Here is a 17,679-nt window from a genome sequence, read left to right on the forward strand (position 1 = left end):
TCAGGACTCCTGGGTGAGGGAGACGAGCACGTCGTCCCCTTCGATCTTTACGGGGTATACGGGGACGGGGCGCGTCGCGGGCAGACCGGAGGGCTTGCCGGTGCGCAGGTCGAAGGCCGACCCGTGCAGCCAGCACTCGATCATGCAGTCCTCGACCTCGCCCTCCGAGAGCGAGACGTTCGCGTGCGAGCAGATGTCGTTGATGGCGAACACCTCCCCGTCGGTGGAGATGATGGACACGGGCGTGCCGTCGAGTTCCACCCGCTTGGGGGTGTTCTCCTCCAGCTCGCTCAGCGCGCAGGCCTTGACGTAGTTCATCAGACGGAACCCTGGAGCTCGGCATCGATCTTGGTGATCAAGCGCTCCTCGATGTCGTCGACACCGATCTGCTGGACGAGCTCGGCGAAGAAGCCGCGGACGACCAGGCGACGGGCCTCGTCGGCCGGGATGCCGCGGGCCTGCAGGTAGAAGAGCTGCTCGTCGTCGAAGCGGCCGGTGGCGGAGGCGTGGCCGGCGCCGACGATCTCGCCGGTCTCGATCTCCAGGTTCGGCACGGAGTCGACCCGCGCGCCGTCCGTGAGGACGAGGTTGCGGTTCATCTCGTAGGTGTCGGTGCCCTCGGCGCTCTTCTCGATGAGCACGTCACCGATCCAGACGGCGTGGGCGTCCTGGCCCTGGAGCGCGCCCTTGTAGACCACGTTCGACTTGCAGTGCGGGGCGTCGTGCGTGACGAGGAGGCGGTGCTCCTGGTGCTGGCCTGCGTCCGTGAAGTACACGCCGAGCATCTCGGCCTCGCCGCCGGGGCCCGCGTAGGTGATGCGCGGGTGCAGGCGGACCAGGTCGCCGCCGAAGGTGACGACCACGGACTTGAAGCTCGCGTCGCGGCCGACGAGGGCGTTGTGCTGCGAGGTGTGGACGGCGGTGTCGTCCCAGTCCTGGACGGACACGAAGGTCACCTTGGCGCCGTCGCCGACGAGGATGTCCACGTTGGCGGCGCGCACGCCGTCGCCGGTGTGGTCGATCACGATGATCGCCTCGGCGAAGGGCTTCACGTCGAAGACGGTGTGGCCGAAGGTCGTGCCGCCCTCGCCGTGCAGGGCGACCCGGATCGGCTCGCTGAGCACGGTCTCCTTGGGCACGGTGATGACCGTGGCCTTGGCGAAGGACGAGAACGCCTGTGCGGCGACGCGGTCGACGGGAGTGCCGGCCTTGCCGATCCGCTCGTCGCCGCGCTCCACGGACTCGACCGTGACGCCCTCGGGCGCGTCGATCTGGGCCTTCATGGTGCCGTCCGCGACAGCGGTGCCGTCGTGCAGGCCCTTGAGGCGGGCGAGCGGCGTGAACCGCCACTCCTCCTCGCGGCCGTGCGGAACCGGGAAGTCGGCCACGTCGAAGGACGGGGGCGCGCTCATCCGGGTGGCGACGGTGGACTCGGCGGCCACCGCAATCGCGCCGGCGGTGGTGGAGCCCGCCGGAATGTTCTGAGCCTCAGCCATGGCTGTCGTCTTGCTCGCTCTCTTAAAAGAACACGTCTACGTCTATGGATGTGCTGCGGGGCGGGAGCGGCCGGGACTAGCCGACCGAGCCCTCCATCTGCAGCTCGATCAGCCGGTTGAGCTCCAGCGCGTACTCCATGGGCAGCTCCTTGGCGATCGGCTCGACGAAGCCGCGCACGATCATCGCCATGGCCTCGAACTCGGTCAGGCCGCGGGCCATCAGGTAGAAGAGCTGGTCGTCGGAGACCTTGGAGACGGTGGCCTCGTGGCCCATCGTGACGTCGTCCTCGCGGACGTCCACGTAGGGGTAGGTGTCCGAGCGGGAGATGGTGTCGACGAGCAGGGCGTCGCAGAGCACGTTGGACTTGGAGCCGTGCGCGCCCTCGCCGATCTCGACGAGGCCGCGGTAGGAGGTGCGGCCACCGCCACGGGCCACCGACTTGGAGACGATGTTCGAGGAGGTGTTCGGCGCCATGTGGACCATCTTGGAACCGGCGTCCTGGTGCTGGCCCTCGCCCGCGAAGGCGATGGACAGGGTCTCGCCCTTGGCGTGCTCGCCCATCAGGTAGACGGCCGGGTACTTCATGGTGACCTTGGAACCGATGTTGCCGTCGATCCACTCCATGGTCGCGCCCTCGTACGCCACGGCGCGCTTGGTGACCAGGTTGTAGACGTTGTTCGACCAGTTCTGGATCGTCGTGTAGCGGCAGCGGCCGCCCTTCTTCACGATGATCTCGACGACGGCGCTGTGGAGCGAGTCAGAGGAGTAGATCGGGGCGGTGCAGCCCTCGACGTAGTGGACGTAGGCGTCCTCGTCGACGATGATCAGCGTCCGCTCGAACTGGCCCATGTTCTCCGTGTTGATGCGGAAGTAGGCCTGGAGCGGGATGTCCACGTGGACACCCTTGGGGACGTAGATGAACGACCCGCCGGACCACACCGCGGTGTTCAGCGAGGCGAACTTGTTGTCGCCGACCGGGATCACCGTGCCGAAGTACTCCTGGAAGAGCTCCGGGTGCTCCTTGAGCGCGGTGTCCGTGTCGAGGAAGATCACGCCCTGCTCCTCCAGGTCCTCGCGGATCTGGTGGTAGACGACCTCGGACTCGTACTGGGCCGCGACGCCGGCGACGAGCCGCTGCTTCTCCGCCTCCGGGATGCCGAGCTTGTCGTACGTGTTCTTGATGTCCTCGGGCAGTTCCTCCCACGAAGCGGCCTGCTTCTCGGTGGAGCGCACGAAGTACTTGATGTTGTTGAAGTCGATGCCCGAGAGGTCGGAGCCCCACATCGGCATGGGCTTCTTGCCGAAGAGCTTCAGCCCCTTGAGGCGGAGGTTCAGCATCCACTCCGGCTCGGACTTCTTCGCCGAGATGTCGCGGACGACGTCCTCGGACAGACCCCGCTTGGCGGCGGCACCGGCCGCGTCGGAGTCGGCCCAGCCGTATTCATAGGTGCCCAGGCCATCGAGCTCAGGGTGAGCAGTCTCCGTGGTCATGCGGGGTTCCTCCCGGCCGTACTTGCAGATACTGATGTGTCGGTCTGTGTGGCGCCCGCGCTTCGCGGAATGAACGTCGTGCACACTCCGTCGCCGTGGGCGATCGTGGCGAGGCGCTGCACGTGCGTCCCGAGCAGGCGGGAGAAGACCTCGGTCTCCGCCTCGCAGAGCTGCGGGAACTGCTCGGCCACGTGGGCGACCGGGCAGTGGTGCTGGCAGAGCTGTTCACCGCTGTGCGGACCGGGAGCGCTCTTCGCCGTAGCAGCGTACCCGTCCTGCGTCAACGCCTTGGCAAGGGCCTGCGTGCGGCCTTCGGGGGCGGCCGCGTCGACGGCTTCCCGGTAGGCCTGCGCCTGCGATTCCATCCGCGACCTGGCGAAGGCGGCGACGGCCGCCTCGCCCTGCTCGCCGCCGCCGACGGACTGCGCGATCCAGCGCAGGGCGTCCGCGGCGAGCTTGTCGTAGGACTGGTCGAAGGCGTCGCGGCCGCAGTCGGTGAGCGCGAAGACTTTGGCGGGCCGACCCCGGGTCCGCGCTCCGTACACGCGCTGCTCACGGGCTTCGACCACGTCGTCGGCGACGAGCGCGTCGAGGTGGCGGCGGACGGCGGCCTGGGTGAGGCCGAGGCGCTGGGCGAGGTCGGCGACGGTGGACGGGCCGTGGTCCAGGATCGAGCGCGCCACGCGGTTGCGGGTTGACCGCTCCCCGGTGGCGAGCTCCCCCTGAGGGGCCTCGTTCTGCCGTTCGCCGTATTTCACAACGCCATTGTTGCGTAATTAACCGAGCCCGGACAAGCCGTGACGGAGGCCACGCCTGGTGGCCTCCATCACTAAGGGTTACCTTATTTATCGACGGAGAGTTATTCGGAGGGGTGAATTCCACCCACCCTCCAAGCACCTTGCATCGCCGGATTCACGGCCCCCACCAGCGCTCATGCGCCCGCGGCGGTTCCCGGCGCCCTGAACGCCGCCTTCCGTAAAAGATCACCGAAACCGGATGGTCCACCCAGGGCCACCGGACTGAAAAAAGCCGTTTTCACTACCGGGTGTTCGAATACCCCGGCCCTCGGGACCCGGGACCGGGGGCCCGACCCCCGGCTCCGTAGACTCACCCACCATGAGCAACGACCCCGCCGTGGAGATCCGCGGACTGGTGAAGCGGTACGGCGCCAAGACGGCGGTGGACGGACTGGACCTCACCGTCCGCAGGGGCTCCGTCACCGCGGTCCTCGGTCCCAACGGCGCGGGCAAGACGACCACGGTGGAGACCTGCGAGGGCTACCACCGCCCCGACGCCGGCACCGTCCGCGTCCTCGGCCTCGACCCGGTCGCCCAGGCCGAGGCCCTGCGCCCGCGGATCGGCGTGATGCTCCAGTCCGGAGGCGTCTACTCCGGAGCCCGCGCCGTCGAGATGCTGCGCCACATGGCCAAGCTGTACGCCGCCCCGCTCGACCCGGACACCCTGGTGGAACGCCTGGGACTCGGCGGCTGCGGCCGCACCCCCTACCGCCGGCTCTCCGGCGGCCAGCAGCAGCGCCTCGCCCTGGCCATGGCCGTCGTGGGCCGCCCCGAGCTGGTCTTCCTCGACGAGCCCACCGCCGGCCTGGACCCGCAGGCCCGCCGCGCCACCTGGGACCTCGTACGGGAACTGCGCGCCGACGGGGTCACCGTCGTCCTCACCACCCACCACATGGACGAGGCCGAGCAGCTCTCGGACGAGGTCGCCATCGTGGACGCGGGCCGCGTCATCGCCCACGGCACCCCCGAGCAGCTGTGCCGGGGCGGCGCCGAGAACACCCTGCGCTTCACCGGCCGTCCCTCCCTCGACCTGGCCTCGCTGCTGAAGGCCCTGCCCGACGGCACCCAGGCGGCCGAGGTCACCCCGGGCGTCTACCGGGTGACCGGCGAGGTCGACCCGCAGCTGCTGGCCACCGTCGCCTCCTGGTGCGCGCAGAACGGCGTGATGCCGGACGGCCTGGCGGTGGAGCGGCACACCCTCGAAGACGTCTTCCTCGAACTGACCGGTAAGGAGCTGCGCGCATGAGCGCCGGTACGTTCGCCCCCCGCCCGGGGGCCGCACCCGTGTCCCGCATGATCCTCGCGCAGACGGCGCTGGAGACGCGGATGCTGCTGCGCAACGGCGAGCAGCTGCTCCTGACCGTGATCATCCCGGCGCTGCTGCTGGTGCTGTTCTCCGCCGTCGACATCGTCGACACGGGCGCCGGGAAGCCGGTGGACTTCCTCGCCCCCGGCGTCCTCGCCCTCGCCGTGATGTCCACCGCCTTCACCGGCCAGGCCATCGCCACCGGCTTCGACCGCCGCTACGGGGTGCTCAAGCGGCTCGGGGCCTCCCCGCTGCCGCGCTGGGCGCTGATGGCCGCCAAGACCCTCTCGGTGCTGGTCACCGAGGTGCTGCAGATCGCCCTGCTGACGGTGATCGCCCTCGCCCTGGGCTGGTCCCCGCAGGGGAACCCGCTGTCGGTCGCCGCGCTGGTCCTGCTGGGCACCGCCGCCTTCTCGGGGCTCGGCCTGCTGATGGCGGGCACGCTCAAGGCCGAGGCCACCCTGGCCGCCGCCAACCTGGTCTTCCTGCTGCTGCTGGTCGGCGGCGGGGTGATCGTGCCGCTCGACAAGTTCCCGGATTCGGTGCGGTCCGTCCTGGAGCTGCTGCCGATCTCGGCCCTGTCCGACGGGCTGCGCGAGGTGCTGCGGCACGGGGCCGCGCTGCCGTGGGGCGACGCGGCCGTCCTCGCGGCCTGGGCCGTACTCGGTCTGGGCGCCGCCGCGCGGCTCTTCCGCTGGGAATGAAACCCTTTCCCTCGCGGCGGCGCGGCCGGGAGGATGGGCGCCTCCACACATGAAGCCGGGGGGCGGACATGGTGCAGCGGGAGGCCGTTCTTCGGCTGGACGACCAATGGGCGCGTGTGCGGGCGGGGGCCGCGCGGGCGGAGCCGGCGGAGCGCGAAAGGCTCCTGGACGAGCTGATCGGCGCCCTGCGCACGCTCACCGACGATCCTGAGTGCACCGCCCTGCTCGGGCTGCGCCTCGCCGACCGGGCCGCCCTGCGGTTCGCCGCGGGAGACCGCGCGGGCGCCCTCGCCACCATCGAGGAGGGCCTGCGCAGCTCCGAACGCGCCGCCCGGCACACCCCGGAGTACGCCCGCTGGTACGCCCGCGGGCTGATCAACCACGGTGTCTGGCTGGCCTGGCCGCTGAGCGACGCGGACCGGCTGCCGAAGCATCCGCTGGGCCCGGCCGCCGGCGACGGCCCGAGCGCCATGGAGCGGGCCGCCGGTGAGCGCGCCCGCGATCTGACCCGTACCGCGGTGGAGGTGTGGGCGGGACTGGACCAGGCCGATCCGGTCAACCGGCGGGGCCTCGCCCAGGCCAAGGTGTTCCTCGGGGACCGCCTCGCCGAGCTGGGCTCCGCCGAGGAGGCGGTGGCCTGGGCCGTGGACGCGGAGTCCGACTTCCGCCGGCTGCTCCTGGCCGACCCCGGCGCGGAGGAGGCCGAGGCGGCCGAGGAGGCCCTCGACCACATCGGCCGCCAGCTGGAGCTGCGCCTGCGCCACCTGGCCTTCGACGAACTGGTCGGCCTGCGCGCCCGGGGACTGCTGCCCGAAAGGCTGCTGCCCCGGGCCGTGGTGGCCGCCCGCATCCGGTCGGTGGCGGAGCCCGAGATCGCGGCCCGGCTGCACCTCGACACCGAACAGGTGCGCACGATGCTGGAGGTCACGCCGTGGCTCGCGGTGTGGCGCTTCGACGTCCGCGGCCCTGACGGACGGTGGGGCGCACTCCCCCATCCCTGGCACAGCGCCACAGAGGTGAGGAACCGGACAGCCGAGGACGTAGCGGGCGAATTACTTCGCGGGTTCACGAGTTCGCCGGACTACCCGGGCGACGCCGCGCATTGGCGCGTCCTCCTGTGGTGGCACGAGGAGGGCGACCCCGCCGGAGCCCGGTTCCGGCTGCTCGTCGGCCCCGACACACCACCCCCCACCCCCTCGTGAAACTTTGCACAAGGGGTCGCCTACGATATGGGGCGTGTTGAACCCCCTCGCATACATCGCCAGCCGCTGGACTCCGTCACCCCGGATCGTCCGGCGGGCCGCGCTCGCCGCGCTCCTCATGAGCGTGGCCATCGTCGTCACCGGCGGCGCGGTGCGGCTGACCGGATCCGGTCTCGGCTGCGACACCTGGCCAAAGTGCACCGACGACAGTCTGATCGTGACGCAGGAGCAGGGCTTCCACGGCGCCGTCGAATTCGGCAACCGGATGCTGACGTACGTGCTCTGCGCCGCCGTCGGCTGGGTGATCGTCGCGGCCCGCTCGGCGGAGCCCTGGCGCCGCTCGCTGACGAAGCTCGGCTGGATCCAGTTCGCCCTCGTGATGTGCAACGCCGTGCTCGGCGGCATCACCGTCATGACGGGCCTCAACCCGTACAGCGTGGCGGGGCACTTCCTGCTGGCCACCACGCTGATCGCCGTGACGACCGTCACCTGGCAGCGCGTCGGCGAGGGCGACACCGCCCCCCGCCCGCGCGTCCCCGGCCCGGTCCGCAAGCTGTCGTGGGCACTGATCCTGACCACCCTCGTGCTGATCGCCGCGGGCACGGTGGTCACCGGTTCCGGCCCGCACGCCGGTGACAGCAGCGAGATCAAGCGGATGCCGTTCGACTGGGAGGCCACCGCGCACGTGCACGCGATCGCCGCCTGGGTGGTCTGCGCGCTGGCCGTCGCGATGTGGCTGGTGCTGCGCGTCGTCGACGCCCCCGTCGACACCCGGGCCCGTGCGCGCGACCTGCTTCTCGTGCTGCTCGCCCAGGGCGGCATCGGCTACGTGCAGTTCTTCACCGACCTGCCCGAGGTCCTCGTCGCCGTCCACATGCTGGGCTCCTGCCTGGTGTGGATCGCGGTGCTCCGGCTCGCCCTGAGCCTGCGCGAGCGGCCGGCGGACGAGGTGGGGATCATCGCACCGGGCGACGCCCAGCTCTCCTCCGTCTGAGCCGGCCGGGCGGTACGCCCCCGGACCGGCCTCACGGCCGGTCCAGCCGGTAGACGCGGCGGGCGTTGCCCGCCGCGACCATGGCCGCCACCCGGTCCGCGTCCCGCCAGGACCAGGACCCCTCGGCGACCCAGCCGCCCAGCACCCGGGCCAGCGCCTCCCGGAACACCAGGGCGCCCACCGCGTGCAGTTCGGGCAACCGCCGTCCCCCGCTGGAGAACAGCAGCTTCCCGAACGGCGCGAGCTCCAGCAGCTCGGCCAGGACCGCCGCGGCCCGCGCCCCGGTGCGCCCGAGGCCCGCGCCCGCGTCGGCGTAGACGTGCGGGAAGGCCTCCGCGAGCCGCGCCGCGTGCCGGTGGTGGGGATATCCGCCGAGCAGCACCAGCTGCGTGCCCGACCCCACGGTGGCCCGTACGAACCCGGTCAGCGCCGAGGGGTCCCCCGTACCGGTGTGCAGCTGGAGCGGCAGCCCGGACGCCACCGCGCTCCAGAGCAGGTGCCGCAGGAGCACGGGGTCCCGCAGCGCTCCGCCGCGCGCCCGCCCGGCCAGCCACCGTCCGGCCGCCCCGCGCACCTCGCCCGGACCGGGCGGCTCGGGGTCGAGGAGAGCGCCGTCCGCGCGGCCGAGGGCCGTGGCGCAGGAGAAGGCGGCGGCCCCGGCGGAGGCGTGGTGCACGGCCTCGGCGAGATTGGCGAGGAAGGCGGCCACCGTCCCGGAGGTGTCGGCGGCCTGTTCGGCCAGTAACTCCAGCCCGACCGTCTCGAATGCCTCGGCGCCGGCGGCCAGCGCCATGTCCTTGGGGCACGTCAGGTCCCCGGCCATACCCGTGTCGACCAGGTAGGCGGCGACTCCGGACCCCCGCAGCAGCCGCCGCGCGGACTCGACCGGACCCAGCTCGCGGCGCCTGGCCAGATAGCGGGCGGGGGCGGCGTGCGGCTCCAGTCCCAGCAGCGGCGGACACCACCGGCGGACGGCGAAGCCGGTCTGGGTGTCGAAGAAGGTCGTGCCCGCGGCGGGCGGGCCGGCCGAGTGGATCAGCTGGGCCTCGAAGGTGCCCAGGCCCAGCTCCGTACGGAGGACTCCGTGGCAGTACTGGTCCACCAGGGGCGGCGTTTCGATCATCCGGGCATCCCGTTGCGGACGTGAGGAAGGCGCTTCCACACGTCCTAACGGGTGAGCCGGGTGTGAGGTGTTGCTCGGGCTGTTGACCGAGACCGCACTCCGGTCCTCAGGACGCCGTCCGGGCGGCGGTCAGGCCGCCGGGTTCTCGGATCCGCCGAGCTGGATGCCGGCCATCCGCGACCACTCGTACGGGCCGGTCCGCACCCGCGCGGCGAACTCCCCGTCGAACTCCTCGTGGAGGGTCAGCCCGGCCTTCTGCGCGGCGAGCTGCGCCACCGCGAAGGTCGGGGCCACCAGGTCGCCCCAGCCGCCGTCCGTGCCCACGAGCACGATGCGGGTGCCGGCCTGGCCCATGTGGGCGAGCTGGCCCTCGGCGCCGCCGTGCTGCTTGGCGAAGGCGCCGATCTGCCTGGCCAGCTTCGCGGCGGTACGGTCCTGCTTCTTGTCCGCGGCGCCTGCGGCGGCCGCGCTGTCTGCGGTGTCTCCCATGGAGGCCATGCTACCGGCGAGTAATCAACGGAGGAAGGGATCCACGGCCACCGCCACGAACAGCAGCGACACATAGGTGATCGACCAGTGGAACAGGCGCATCTCCTTGAGCTTCGCGCCCGTCACGCCCGACTTGGCCCGCGCGTGCAGCGCGTGCGCCTCCCACAGCCACCAGCCGCCGGCCAGCAGCGCGACCGAGGTGTAGAACCAGCCGGTGTACCCCAGCGGGGTCAGCAGCAGCGAGACACCGACCATCACCCAGCTGTAGAGCACGATCTGGCGCGCCACGACCTTGTTGCCCGCGACGACGGGGAGCATCGGCACCCCGACGCGCGCGTAGTCGTCGGCCACCTTCATCGACAGCGGCCAGTAGTGCGGCGGCGTCCAGAAGAAGATGACGAGGAAGAGGATGACCGCGGCCCAGGAGAGCTCGTTGCGGACGGCGGACCAGCCGATGAGCACCGGCAGGCAGCCCGCGATGCCGCCCCAGACGATGTTCTGGGTCGTGCGCCGCTTCAGCAGCATCGTGTAGACGATGACGTAGAAGAGGAGCGCCCCGAGGGAGAGTGCCGCCGACAGCCAGTTGACGAGCAGGCCGAAGAACAGGGTGGAGACCACGCCGAGCGTGATGCCGAAGACCAGGCACTCCCGCGGGCTGACCATGCCGGTCACCAGCGGGCGCTGCGAGGTGCGGTCCATCAGCGCGTCGATGTCGCGGTCGATGTACATGTTCAGCGCGTTCGCGCCGCCCGCGGACAGGTAGCCGCCGACGCAGGTCACCAGGACCAGCCACAGCGACGGAACGCCCTGCTCCGCGAGGAACATCACCGGCACTGTGGTGATCAGCAGAAGTTCGATGATCCGCGGCTTGGTCAATGCCACGAAAGCCATGACGCGGGTCCCGAACGGCCGGTGACCGGGGCTCGTCCCGAGCACCCCCGCTGGACGGGATTCGACGGCCGTCACGCACACCCCTGAGAGAGAATCCAGCAAGCTCCGACTCGGGCCGTTCACAACATGAAGGCCCGGTTAAGGCTTGCGCGTACCACGCCACTGTAGACGTTGCGCTTACGTCGCCCCGCGCCGGGGTCGCCTCGTGTTGAGCCGATCGGACCGTGCATACATACGGGGGACGACACCGCCCGCGCCCCGTGGCCGGGTGAACGCGGGCCGGCGGCGCGATGACGGACCGCCTGCACTCGAATAGCTGCACGCCGTTGCGGGGGTAGGCTCGGAATCGCGCCGGTGCACCGTTCGTCACCGGGATACAAACATGTGGAGAGGAGCCCTGACCCACGGTGAGCACCAAGCCGACCACCACAGAGCTCGAGTGGACCGAACTGGACCAGCGGGCCGTCGACACCGCCCGCATCCTGGCCGCTGACGCGGTCCAGAAGGTCGGAAACGGCCACCCCGGTACGGCGATGAGCCTGGCCCCCGCCGCGTACACCCTCTTCCAGAAGGTGATGCGGCACGACCCGGCGGACCCCGAGTGGGTGGGCCGCGACCGTTTCGTGCTCTCCGCGGGGCACTCGTCCCTGACCCTCTACACCCAGCTGTACCTGGGCGGGTTCGGGCTGGAACTGGACGACCTGAAGTCGTTCCGCACCTGGGGCTCCAAGACCCCCGGCCACCCGGAGTACGGCCACACGGCCGGCGTCGAGACCACCACCGGCCCCCTCGGCCAGGGTGTCGCCAACGCGGTGGGCATGGCCATGGCCGCCCGCTACGAGCGCGGTCTCTTCGACCCGCAGGCCGCCCCCGGCACCTCCCCGTTCGACCACATGGTCTACGCGGTCGCGGGCGACGGCTGCCTCCAGGAGGGCATCTCCCACGAGGCGTCCGCGCTGGCCGGCCACCAGAAGCTGGGCAACCTCGTCCTGCTGTGGGACGACAACCACATCTCCATCGAGGGTGACACGGAGACGGCCGTCTCCGAGGACACCATGAAGCGCTACGAGGCGTACGGCTGGCACGTCCAGCGCGTCGAGCAGCAGGAGAACGGCGACCTCGACCCGAAGGCGCTCTTCGCCGCGCTCCAGGCCGCCAAGGCCGTGACGGACCGCCCGTCCTTCATCGCGGCCCGCTCGATCATCGCCTGGCCCGCCCCGCACGCCCAGAACACCGAGGCCGCCCACGGCTCGGCGCTCGGCGACGACGAGGTCGCGGCCACCAAGCGCGTGCTCGGCTTCGACCCGGAGCAGACCTTCGAGGTCTCCGACGAGGTCATCGCCCACACCCGCAAGGCCTTGGACCGCGGCCGCGAGGCCAAGGCCGCCTGGGAGAAGGACTTCTCCGCCTGGCGCACCGCCAACCCGGAGCGCGCCGCCGAGTTCGACCGCATCAACGCCAACGAGCTGCCCGCGGGCTGGGAGGACAAGCTCCCCGTCTTCGAGACCGGCAAGGGCGTCGCCACCCGTGCAGCGTCCGGCAAGGTCCTGCAGGCGCTCGGCGCGGTCATCCCGGAGCTGTGGGGCGGCTCGGCCGACCTGGCCGGCTCCAACAACACCACCATCGACAAGGACTCCTCGTTCCTGCCGGTGGGCAACCCGCTGCCGGAGGCCGACCCGTACGGCCGCACCATCCACTTCGGCATCCGCGAGCACGCCATGGCCGCGGCCATGAACGGCATCGCGCTGCACGGCCACACCCGCATCTACGGCGGCACCTTCCTGGTGTTCTCCGACTACATGCGCAACGCCGTGCGCCTGTCCGCGCTGATGCACCTGCCGGTGACCTACGTGTGGACGCACGACTCCATCGGCCTCGGCGAGGACGGCCCGACCCACCAGCCGGTCGAGCACCTCGCCTCGCTGCGCGCGATCCCGGGCCTGAACATCGTCCGCCCGGCCGACGCGAACGAGACCGCCATCGCCTGGCGCGAGATCCTGCGCCGCCACACCAAGGTCTTCGGCAAGGGCGCCCCGCACGGCCTGGCGCTGACCCGCCAGGGCGTGCCGACCTACGAGCGCAACGAGGCCGCCGCCAAGGGCGGGTACGTCCTGTTCGAGGCCGAGGGCGGCCCGGCGCAGGTCGTCCTCATCGGCACCGGCTCCGAGGTGCACGTGGCCGTCGAGGCCCGCGAGCAGCTCCAGGCGCAGGGCGTCCCGACCCGGGTCGTCTCGATGCCGTCGGTCGAGTGGTTCGAGGAGCAGAGCCAGGAGTACAAGGACAGCGTCCTGCCGCCGTCGGTCAAGGCGCGCGTCGCGGTCGAGGCGGGCATCGGCCTGACCTGGCACCGCTACGTCGGCGACGCCGGCCGGATCGTGTCGCTGGAGCACTTCGGTGCCTCCGCCGACGCGAAGGTGCTCTTCCGCGAGTTCGGCTTCACCCCCGAGAACGTGGTGGCCGCCGCACAGGCCAGCATCGATGCAGTACGCCTCGCCGCCGCCGCGCGCTGACGCCGCACGCAACCAGTAGGAGATGTAATCCCATGACAGACGCACTCAAGCGCCTCTCCGACGAAGGCGTCGCGATCTGGCTGGACGACCTGTCCCGCAAGCGCATCACGTCCGGCAACCTGGCCGAGCTCATCGACCAGTCGCACGTGGTCGGTGTCACCACCAACCCGGCGATCTTCCAGAAGGCGATCAGCGGCGGCGAGGGTTACGAGCAGCAGCTCACCGACCTCGCGACCCGCAAGGTCACCGTGGAAGAGGCCCTGCGCATGATCACGACGGCGGACGTCAGGGACGCCGCCGACATCCTGCGCCCGGTCTACGACCGCACCGACGGCCAGGACGGCCGCGTGTCCATCGAGGTCGACCCCCGTCTGGCGCACGACACCGCTGCGACCGTCGCCGAGGCCAAGCAGCTCGCATGGCTGGTGGACCGCCCGAACACGCTCATCAAGATCCCGGCGACGAAGGCCGGCCTGCCGGCGATCACCGAGGTCATCGGCAAGGGCATCAGCGTCAACGTCACGCTGATCTTCTCGCTGGAGCGCTACCGCGAGGTGATGGACGCGTACGTGGCCGGTCTGGAAAAGGCCAAGGCCGCCGGCCTGGACCTCTCCCTGATCCACTCGGTCGCCTCCTTCTTCGTGTCCCGCGTGGACACCGAGATCGACAAGCGCCTGGACGCCGTCGGCACCGACGAGGCGAAGGCCCTCAAGGGCAAGGCGGCCCTCGCCAACGCCCGTCTGGCCTACGAGGCCTACGAGGAGGTCTTCTCCTCGGACCGCTGGACCGCCCTGGAACGCGCCGGAGCCAACAAGCAGCGTGCGCTGTGGGCCTCGACGGGCGTCAAGGACCCGGCGTACAAGGACACCCTGTACGTGGACGACCTGGTCGCCCCGAACACGGTGAACACCATGCCGGAGGCCACCCTGGAGGCCGCCGCGGACCACGGGCAGATCACCGGTGACACCGTCCGCGGTACCTACGAGCAGGCCCGCGCCGAGCTCGACGCGGTCGCGAAGCTGGGCATCTCGTACGACGATGTCGTTCAGCTGCTGGAAGACGAGGGCGTCGAGAAGTTCGAGGCGTCCTGGAACGACCTGCTGAAGTCGACCGAGGCGGAGCTCGAGCGCCTCGCCCCCACGGAGGCCTGAACACCTTGTCTCTCAACGGAGCGAACCCGCTTCGTGACGCACAGGACCGGCGGCTCCCGCGCATCGCGGGGCCGTCCGGCCTGGTCATTTTCGGCGTTACGGGTGACCTGTCGCGCAAGAAGCTGATGCCTGCCGTCTACGACCTGGCCAACCGCGGCCTGCTCCCGCCGGGCTTCTCCCTCATCGGGTTCGCCCGCCGGGAGTGGGAGCACGAGGACTTCGCCCAGGAGGTGTACGAGGCGGTCAAGGAGCACTCGCGCACCCCCTTCCGGGAGGAGGTCTGGCAGCAGCTGGTCCAGGGCTGCCGCTTCGTCCAGGGCGACTTCGACGACGACGCCGCCTTCGAGACGCTGAAGGCGACGATCGACGAGCTCGACAAGGCGCAGGGCACCGGAGGCAACTTCGCCTTCTACCTGTCCGTCCCGCCGAAGTTCTTCCCCAAGGTGGTCCAGCAGCTCAAGGACCACGGCCTGGCGCAGAAGGAGGGCTCCTGGCGGCGTGCCGTCATCGAGAAGCCCTTCGGCCACGACCTGAAGAGCGCCGAGGAGCTCAACAAGGTCGTCCACGAGGTCTTCCCGCGTGACGAGGTCTTCCGGATCGACCACTACCTCGGCAAGGAGACCGTCCAGAACATCCTGGCGCTCCGCTTCGCCAACACCATGTTCGAGCCGATCTGGAACCGGTCGTACGTCGACCACGTGCAGATCACCATGGCCGAGGACATCGGCATCGGCGGCCGGGCGGGCTACTACGACGGCATCGGCGCGGCCCGCGACGTCATCCAGAACCACCTGCTCCAGCTGCTCGCGCTGACCGCGATGGAGGAGCCCGGCTCCTTCCACCCCAAGGCGCTGGTGGCGGAGAAGCTCAAGGTCCTGACGGCGGTGCAGCTGCCGGAGGACCTGGGCAAGCACACCGTGCGCGGCCAGTACGCGGCGGCCTGGCAGGGCGGCGAGAAGGTCGTCGGGTACCTCGAAGAGGACGGCATCGACCCCAAGTCGAAGACCGACACCTACGCGGCCATCCGCCTGGAGATCAACAACCGCCGCTGGGCGGGCGTCCCCTTCTACCTGCGGACGGGCAAGCGCCTGGGCCGCCGGGTGACCGAGATCGCGGTCGTCTTCAAGCGGGCCCCGTACCTGCCCTTCGAGTCGGGCGCGACCGAGGAGCTGGGGCAGAACGCCCTGGTCATCCGGGTCCAGCCGGACGAGGGCGTGACGGTGCGCTTCGGTTCCAAGGTTCCGGGCACCTCCATGGAGGTCCGGGACGTCACGATGGACTTCGCCTACGGCGAGTCCTTCACGGAGTCGAGCCCCGAGGCGTACGAGCGGCTCATCCTGGACGTGCTCCTCGGCGACGCGAACCTCTTCCCCCGTCACCAGGAAGTGGAGCTGTCCTGGAACATCCTCGACCCGATCGAGGAGTACTGGGACAAGCACGGCAAGCCCGCGCAGTACCCGGCGGGCACCTGGGGGCCGGTCGAGGCGGACGAGATGCTCGCACGAGACGGACGGAGCTGGCGCCGGCCATGAAGATCGACCTCACGGAGACCAACTCCAGCAAGATCAATGCTGCGATGGTGCAGGCACGCCGGGACATCGGCACGCCGGCCGTCGGCATGGTCCTCACGCTGGTGATCGTGACCGACGAGGAGAACGCGTACGACGCGCTCAAGTCGGCGAACGACGCGTCCCACGAACACCCCTCGCGGATCGTCGTCGTCATCAAGCGGGCCAGCCGCTCGCCGCGCAGCCGCCGTGACGCCCGGCTCGACGCGGAAGTCCGCGTCGGGGCGGACGCCGGCAGCGGTGAGACGGTCGTGCTGCGCCTTCACGGCGAACTGGTCGACCACGCCCAGTCGGTGGTTCTCCCGCTGCTCCTTCCGGATGCGCCTGTGGTCGTCTGGTGGCCGGACGGTGCTCCCACGGACCTGGCGGGCGATCCGCTGGGTGCGCTCGGGCAGCGCCGCATCACGGACACGTACTCCTGCGAGAACCCGGTCGGGATGCTCGGCGCCCGGGCCGGCGCGTACGCACCGGGGGACACGGACCTGGCGTGGACCCGGATCACCCCGTGGCGCTCCATGCTGGCCGCGGCGCTGGACCAGCAGGCCCTGACGGTCGTCTCGGCGACCGTCGAGGGCGAGGGCGACAACCCGAGCTGTGAGCTGCTGGCCATGTGGCTGGCGGACCGGCTGCAGGTCCCCGTCCGCCGCCAGCTGTCGCCTGGGCCGGGCCTGACCGCCGTACGTCTGGCGACGAAGGACGGCGACATCGTCCTGAACCGGGCGGACGGCGGGCTGGCCACGCTGTGCATGCCGGGGCAGCCCGACCGGAACGTGGCGCTCAAGCGCCGCGACACGGCTGAGCTCCTGGCGGAGGAGCTGCGCCGGCTGGACCCGGACAACACGTACGCGGCCTCGCTGAAGTACGGCGTGTCGCAGCTGGCGGCGGCGACCGCCGCGCCCGAGCCCGAGGCTCCCGCGAAGGCGGAGGAGGACGCTCCGGCCAAGGCCGAGCCCTCGAAGCCGGCCGCCAAGCCGGCGAAGAAGGCCCCGGCCAAGTAGGTGCGGCCGCTGCGCGGAGCCCTTGCCCCACCCCGCCCCTTCTCCAAACCGGGGCGGAGCCCCAGGAAACGGCGAAAGGGCGGGGCGGGGAGCGGCTCCGCGCAGCGGTGTGCGCACCACCGCACACCCTGAACTACACAGAAGGCGGCAGCACATGGGTATGACGACTCCTCAGGTCGTCGTCCACCGGGACAAGGAACTGATGGCCCAGGCCACCGCGGCCCGGCTCATCACGAAGATCGTGGACGCCCAGACGGCCCGCGGCACCGCGTCCGTGGTCCTCACCGGCGGACGCAACGGCAACGGGCTCCTCGCCGCGCTGGCCACCGCCCCGGCCCGCGACGCGATCGACTGGCAGCGGCTCGACCTGTGGTGGGGCGACGAGCGGTACGTGCCCGCCGACGACCCCGAGCGCAATCACACCCAGGCCCGCGCGGCCCTCCTGGACTCCGTCCCGGTCGACCCCGCCCGCGTGCACGCCATGCCGGCCTCGGACGGCCCCTACGGCGCCGACGTGGACGCGGCGGCCTCCGCGTACGCGGCCGAGCTGGCCAGGGCGGCCGGCCCGGAGGACCACGGCCCGGTCCCCACCTTCGACGTGCTGATGCTCGGCGTCGGCCCGGACACGCACGTGGCCTCGCTGTTCCCCGAGCACCCTGCGACCCGGGAGACCGACCGCACGGTCGTCGGCGTGCACGGCGCCCCCAAGCCCCCGCCCACCCGGATCTCACTGACCCTCCCGGCCATCCGGGCGGCCCGCGAGGTCTGGCTGCTGGCGGCGGGGGAGGACAAGGCCGGAGCGGTAGCCATCGCCCTCGGCGGGGCGGGCGGCGTGCAGGCGCCGGCCGCGGAGGCGTACGGGCGCTCGCGCACCCTGTGGCTCCTGGACCGTGCGGCGGCGGCCAAGCTGCCGTCCGGGATGTATCCTCCGGCCTCCTCCTGACGGGAGCCGACTGAC

The 17,679-nt window shown here is 71.1% G+C and carries 16 protein-coding genes; 9 read left to right on the forward strand and 7 right to left on the reverse strand.

What is annotated here, in order from left to right:
- The 4 genes from AB0F82_RS26045 to AB0F82_RS26060 form a co-directional block, all read right to left on the reverse strand.
- On the reverse strand, positions 1-318 hold the full coding sequence (locus AB0F82_RS26045; RefSeq protein ID WP_030831344.1) for a bifunctional 3-phenylpropionate/cinnamic acid dioxygenase ferredoxin subunit: 318 nt from the start codon (positions 316-318) through the stop codon (positions 1-3).
- Positions 318-1,496: a Fe-S cluster assembly protein SufD gene (gene sufD, locus AB0F82_RS26050; protein WP_356811996.1), complete on the reverse strand. Its 1,179-nt coding sequence runs from the start codon at positions 1,494-1,496 to the stop codon at positions 318-320. Before sufD ends, AB0F82_RS26045 begins: the two co-directional genes overlap by 1 nt.
- A gap of 76 nt (positions 1,497-1,572) precedes the next feature.
- A complete protein-coding gene (sufB, locus tag AB0F82_RS26055; protein ID WP_356811995.1) occupies positions 1,573-2,988 on the reverse strand; it encodes a Fe-S cluster assembly protein SufB in 1,416 nt (471 codons plus the stop codon).
- Complete coding sequence (locus AB0F82_RS26060; RefSeq protein WP_356811994.1) at positions 2,985-3,746, reverse strand: helix-turn-helix transcriptional regulator; 762 nt, start codon at positions 3,744-3,746, stop codon at positions 2,985-2,987. Before AB0F82_RS26060 ends, sufB begins: the two co-directional genes overlap by 4 nt.
- A gap of 358 nt (positions 3,747-4,104) precedes the next feature.
- Here AB0F82_RS26060 and AB0F82_RS26065 point away from each other — a divergent pair, with 358 nt between their 5' ends.
- From AB0F82_RS26065 to AB0F82_RS26080, 4 genes are all read left to right on the forward strand, one after another.
- Positions 4,105-5,031, forward strand: coding sequence for an ABC transporter ATP-binding protein (locus tag AB0F82_RS26065; protein WP_362631729.1), 927 nt, complete (start codon positions 4,105-4,107; stop codon positions 5,029-5,031).
- Positions 5,028-5,795, forward strand: a complete 768-nt coding sequence (locus AB0F82_RS26070) for an ABC transporter permease (RefSeq protein WP_362631731.1) — start codon at positions 5,028-5,030, stop codon at positions 5,793-5,795. Before AB0F82_RS26065 ends, AB0F82_RS26070 begins: the two co-directional genes overlap by 4 nt.
- 68 nt (positions 5,796-5,863) lie before the next feature.
- Positions 5,864-6,997: a hypothetical protein gene (locus AB0F82_RS26075; RefSeq protein WP_362631733.1), complete on the forward strand. Its 1,134-nt coding sequence runs from the start codon at positions 5,864-5,866 to the stop codon at positions 6,995-6,997.
- Between the two features lie 34 nt (positions 6,998-7,031).
- Complete coding sequence (locus tag AB0F82_RS26080; RefSeq protein WP_436842156.1) at positions 7,032-7,991, forward strand: COX15/CtaA family protein; 960 nt, start codon at positions 7,032-7,034, stop codon at positions 7,989-7,991.
- Between the two features lie 31 nt (positions 7,992-8,022).
- On the opposite strand, the gene AB0F82_RS26085 is transcribed toward AB0F82_RS26080, so the two are convergent.
- From AB0F82_RS26085 to AB0F82_RS26095, 3 genes are all read right to left on the reverse strand, one after another.
- Entirely contained in the window at positions 8,023-9,114 is a 1,092-nt protein-coding gene (locus AB0F82_RS26085; protein ID WP_362631737.1) for an amidohydrolase family protein, read from the reverse strand.
- A gap of 129 nt (positions 9,115-9,243) precedes the next feature.
- Positions 9,244-9,603, reverse strand: a complete 360-nt coding sequence (locus AB0F82_RS26090) for a hypothetical protein (protein ID WP_356811988.1) — start codon at positions 9,601-9,603, stop codon at positions 9,244-9,246.
- 24 nt (positions 9,604-9,627) lie between these two features.
- A complete protein-coding gene (locus AB0F82_RS26095) occupies positions 9,628-10,575 on the reverse strand; it encodes a heme o synthase (RefSeq protein ID WP_356811987.1) in 948 nt (315 codons plus the stop codon).
- A gap of 326 nt (positions 10,576-10,901) precedes the next feature.
- Here AB0F82_RS26095 and tkt point away from each other — a divergent pair, with 326 nt between their 5' ends.
- The 5 genes from tkt to pgl all read left to right on the forward strand — a co-directional run bounded on the left by tkt (position 10,902) and on the right by pgl (position 17,664).
- Positions 10,902-13,004, forward strand: a complete 2,103-nt coding sequence (gene tkt / locus AB0F82_RS26100; protein ID WP_362631739.1) for a transketolase — start codon at positions 10,902-10,904, stop codon at positions 13,002-13,004.
- A gap of 32 nt (positions 13,005-13,036) precedes the next feature.
- Entirely contained in the window at positions 13,037-14,155 is a 1,119-nt protein-coding gene (gene tal / locus AB0F82_RS26105) for a transaldolase (protein WP_356811985.1), read from the forward strand.
- A gap of 5 nt (positions 14,156-14,160) precedes the next feature.
- A complete protein-coding gene (gene zwf / locus AB0F82_RS26110; RefSeq protein ID WP_356811984.1) occupies positions 14,161-15,687 on the forward strand; it encodes a glucose-6-phosphate dehydrogenase in 1,527 nt (508 codons plus the stop codon).
- The gene (opcA, locus tag AB0F82_RS26115) at positions 15,684-16,721 is read left to right on the forward strand and encodes a glucose-6-phosphate dehydrogenase assembly protein OpcA (RefSeq protein WP_362631742.1); all 1,038 of its coding nucleotides are present in this window, start codon (positions 15,684-15,686) and stop codon (positions 16,719-16,721) included. The genes zwf and opcA overlap by 4 nt, the downstream gene beginning before the upstream one ends.
- 160 nt (positions 16,722-16,881) lie before the next feature.
- The gene (gene pgl / locus AB0F82_RS26120) at positions 16,882-17,664 is read left to right on the forward strand and encodes a 6-phosphogluconolactonase (RefSeq protein ID WP_362631790.1); all 783 of its coding nucleotides are present in this window, start codon (positions 16,882-16,884) and stop codon (positions 17,662-17,664) included.
- The last annotated feature ends 15 nt before the right edge of the window (positions 17,665-17,679 follow it).

Source organism: Streptomyces virginiae (assembly GCF_040638905.1).
Taxonomy (GTDB): domain Bacteria; phylum Actinomycetota; class Actinomycetes; order Streptomycetales; family Streptomycetaceae; genus Streptomyces; species Streptomyces virginiae_B.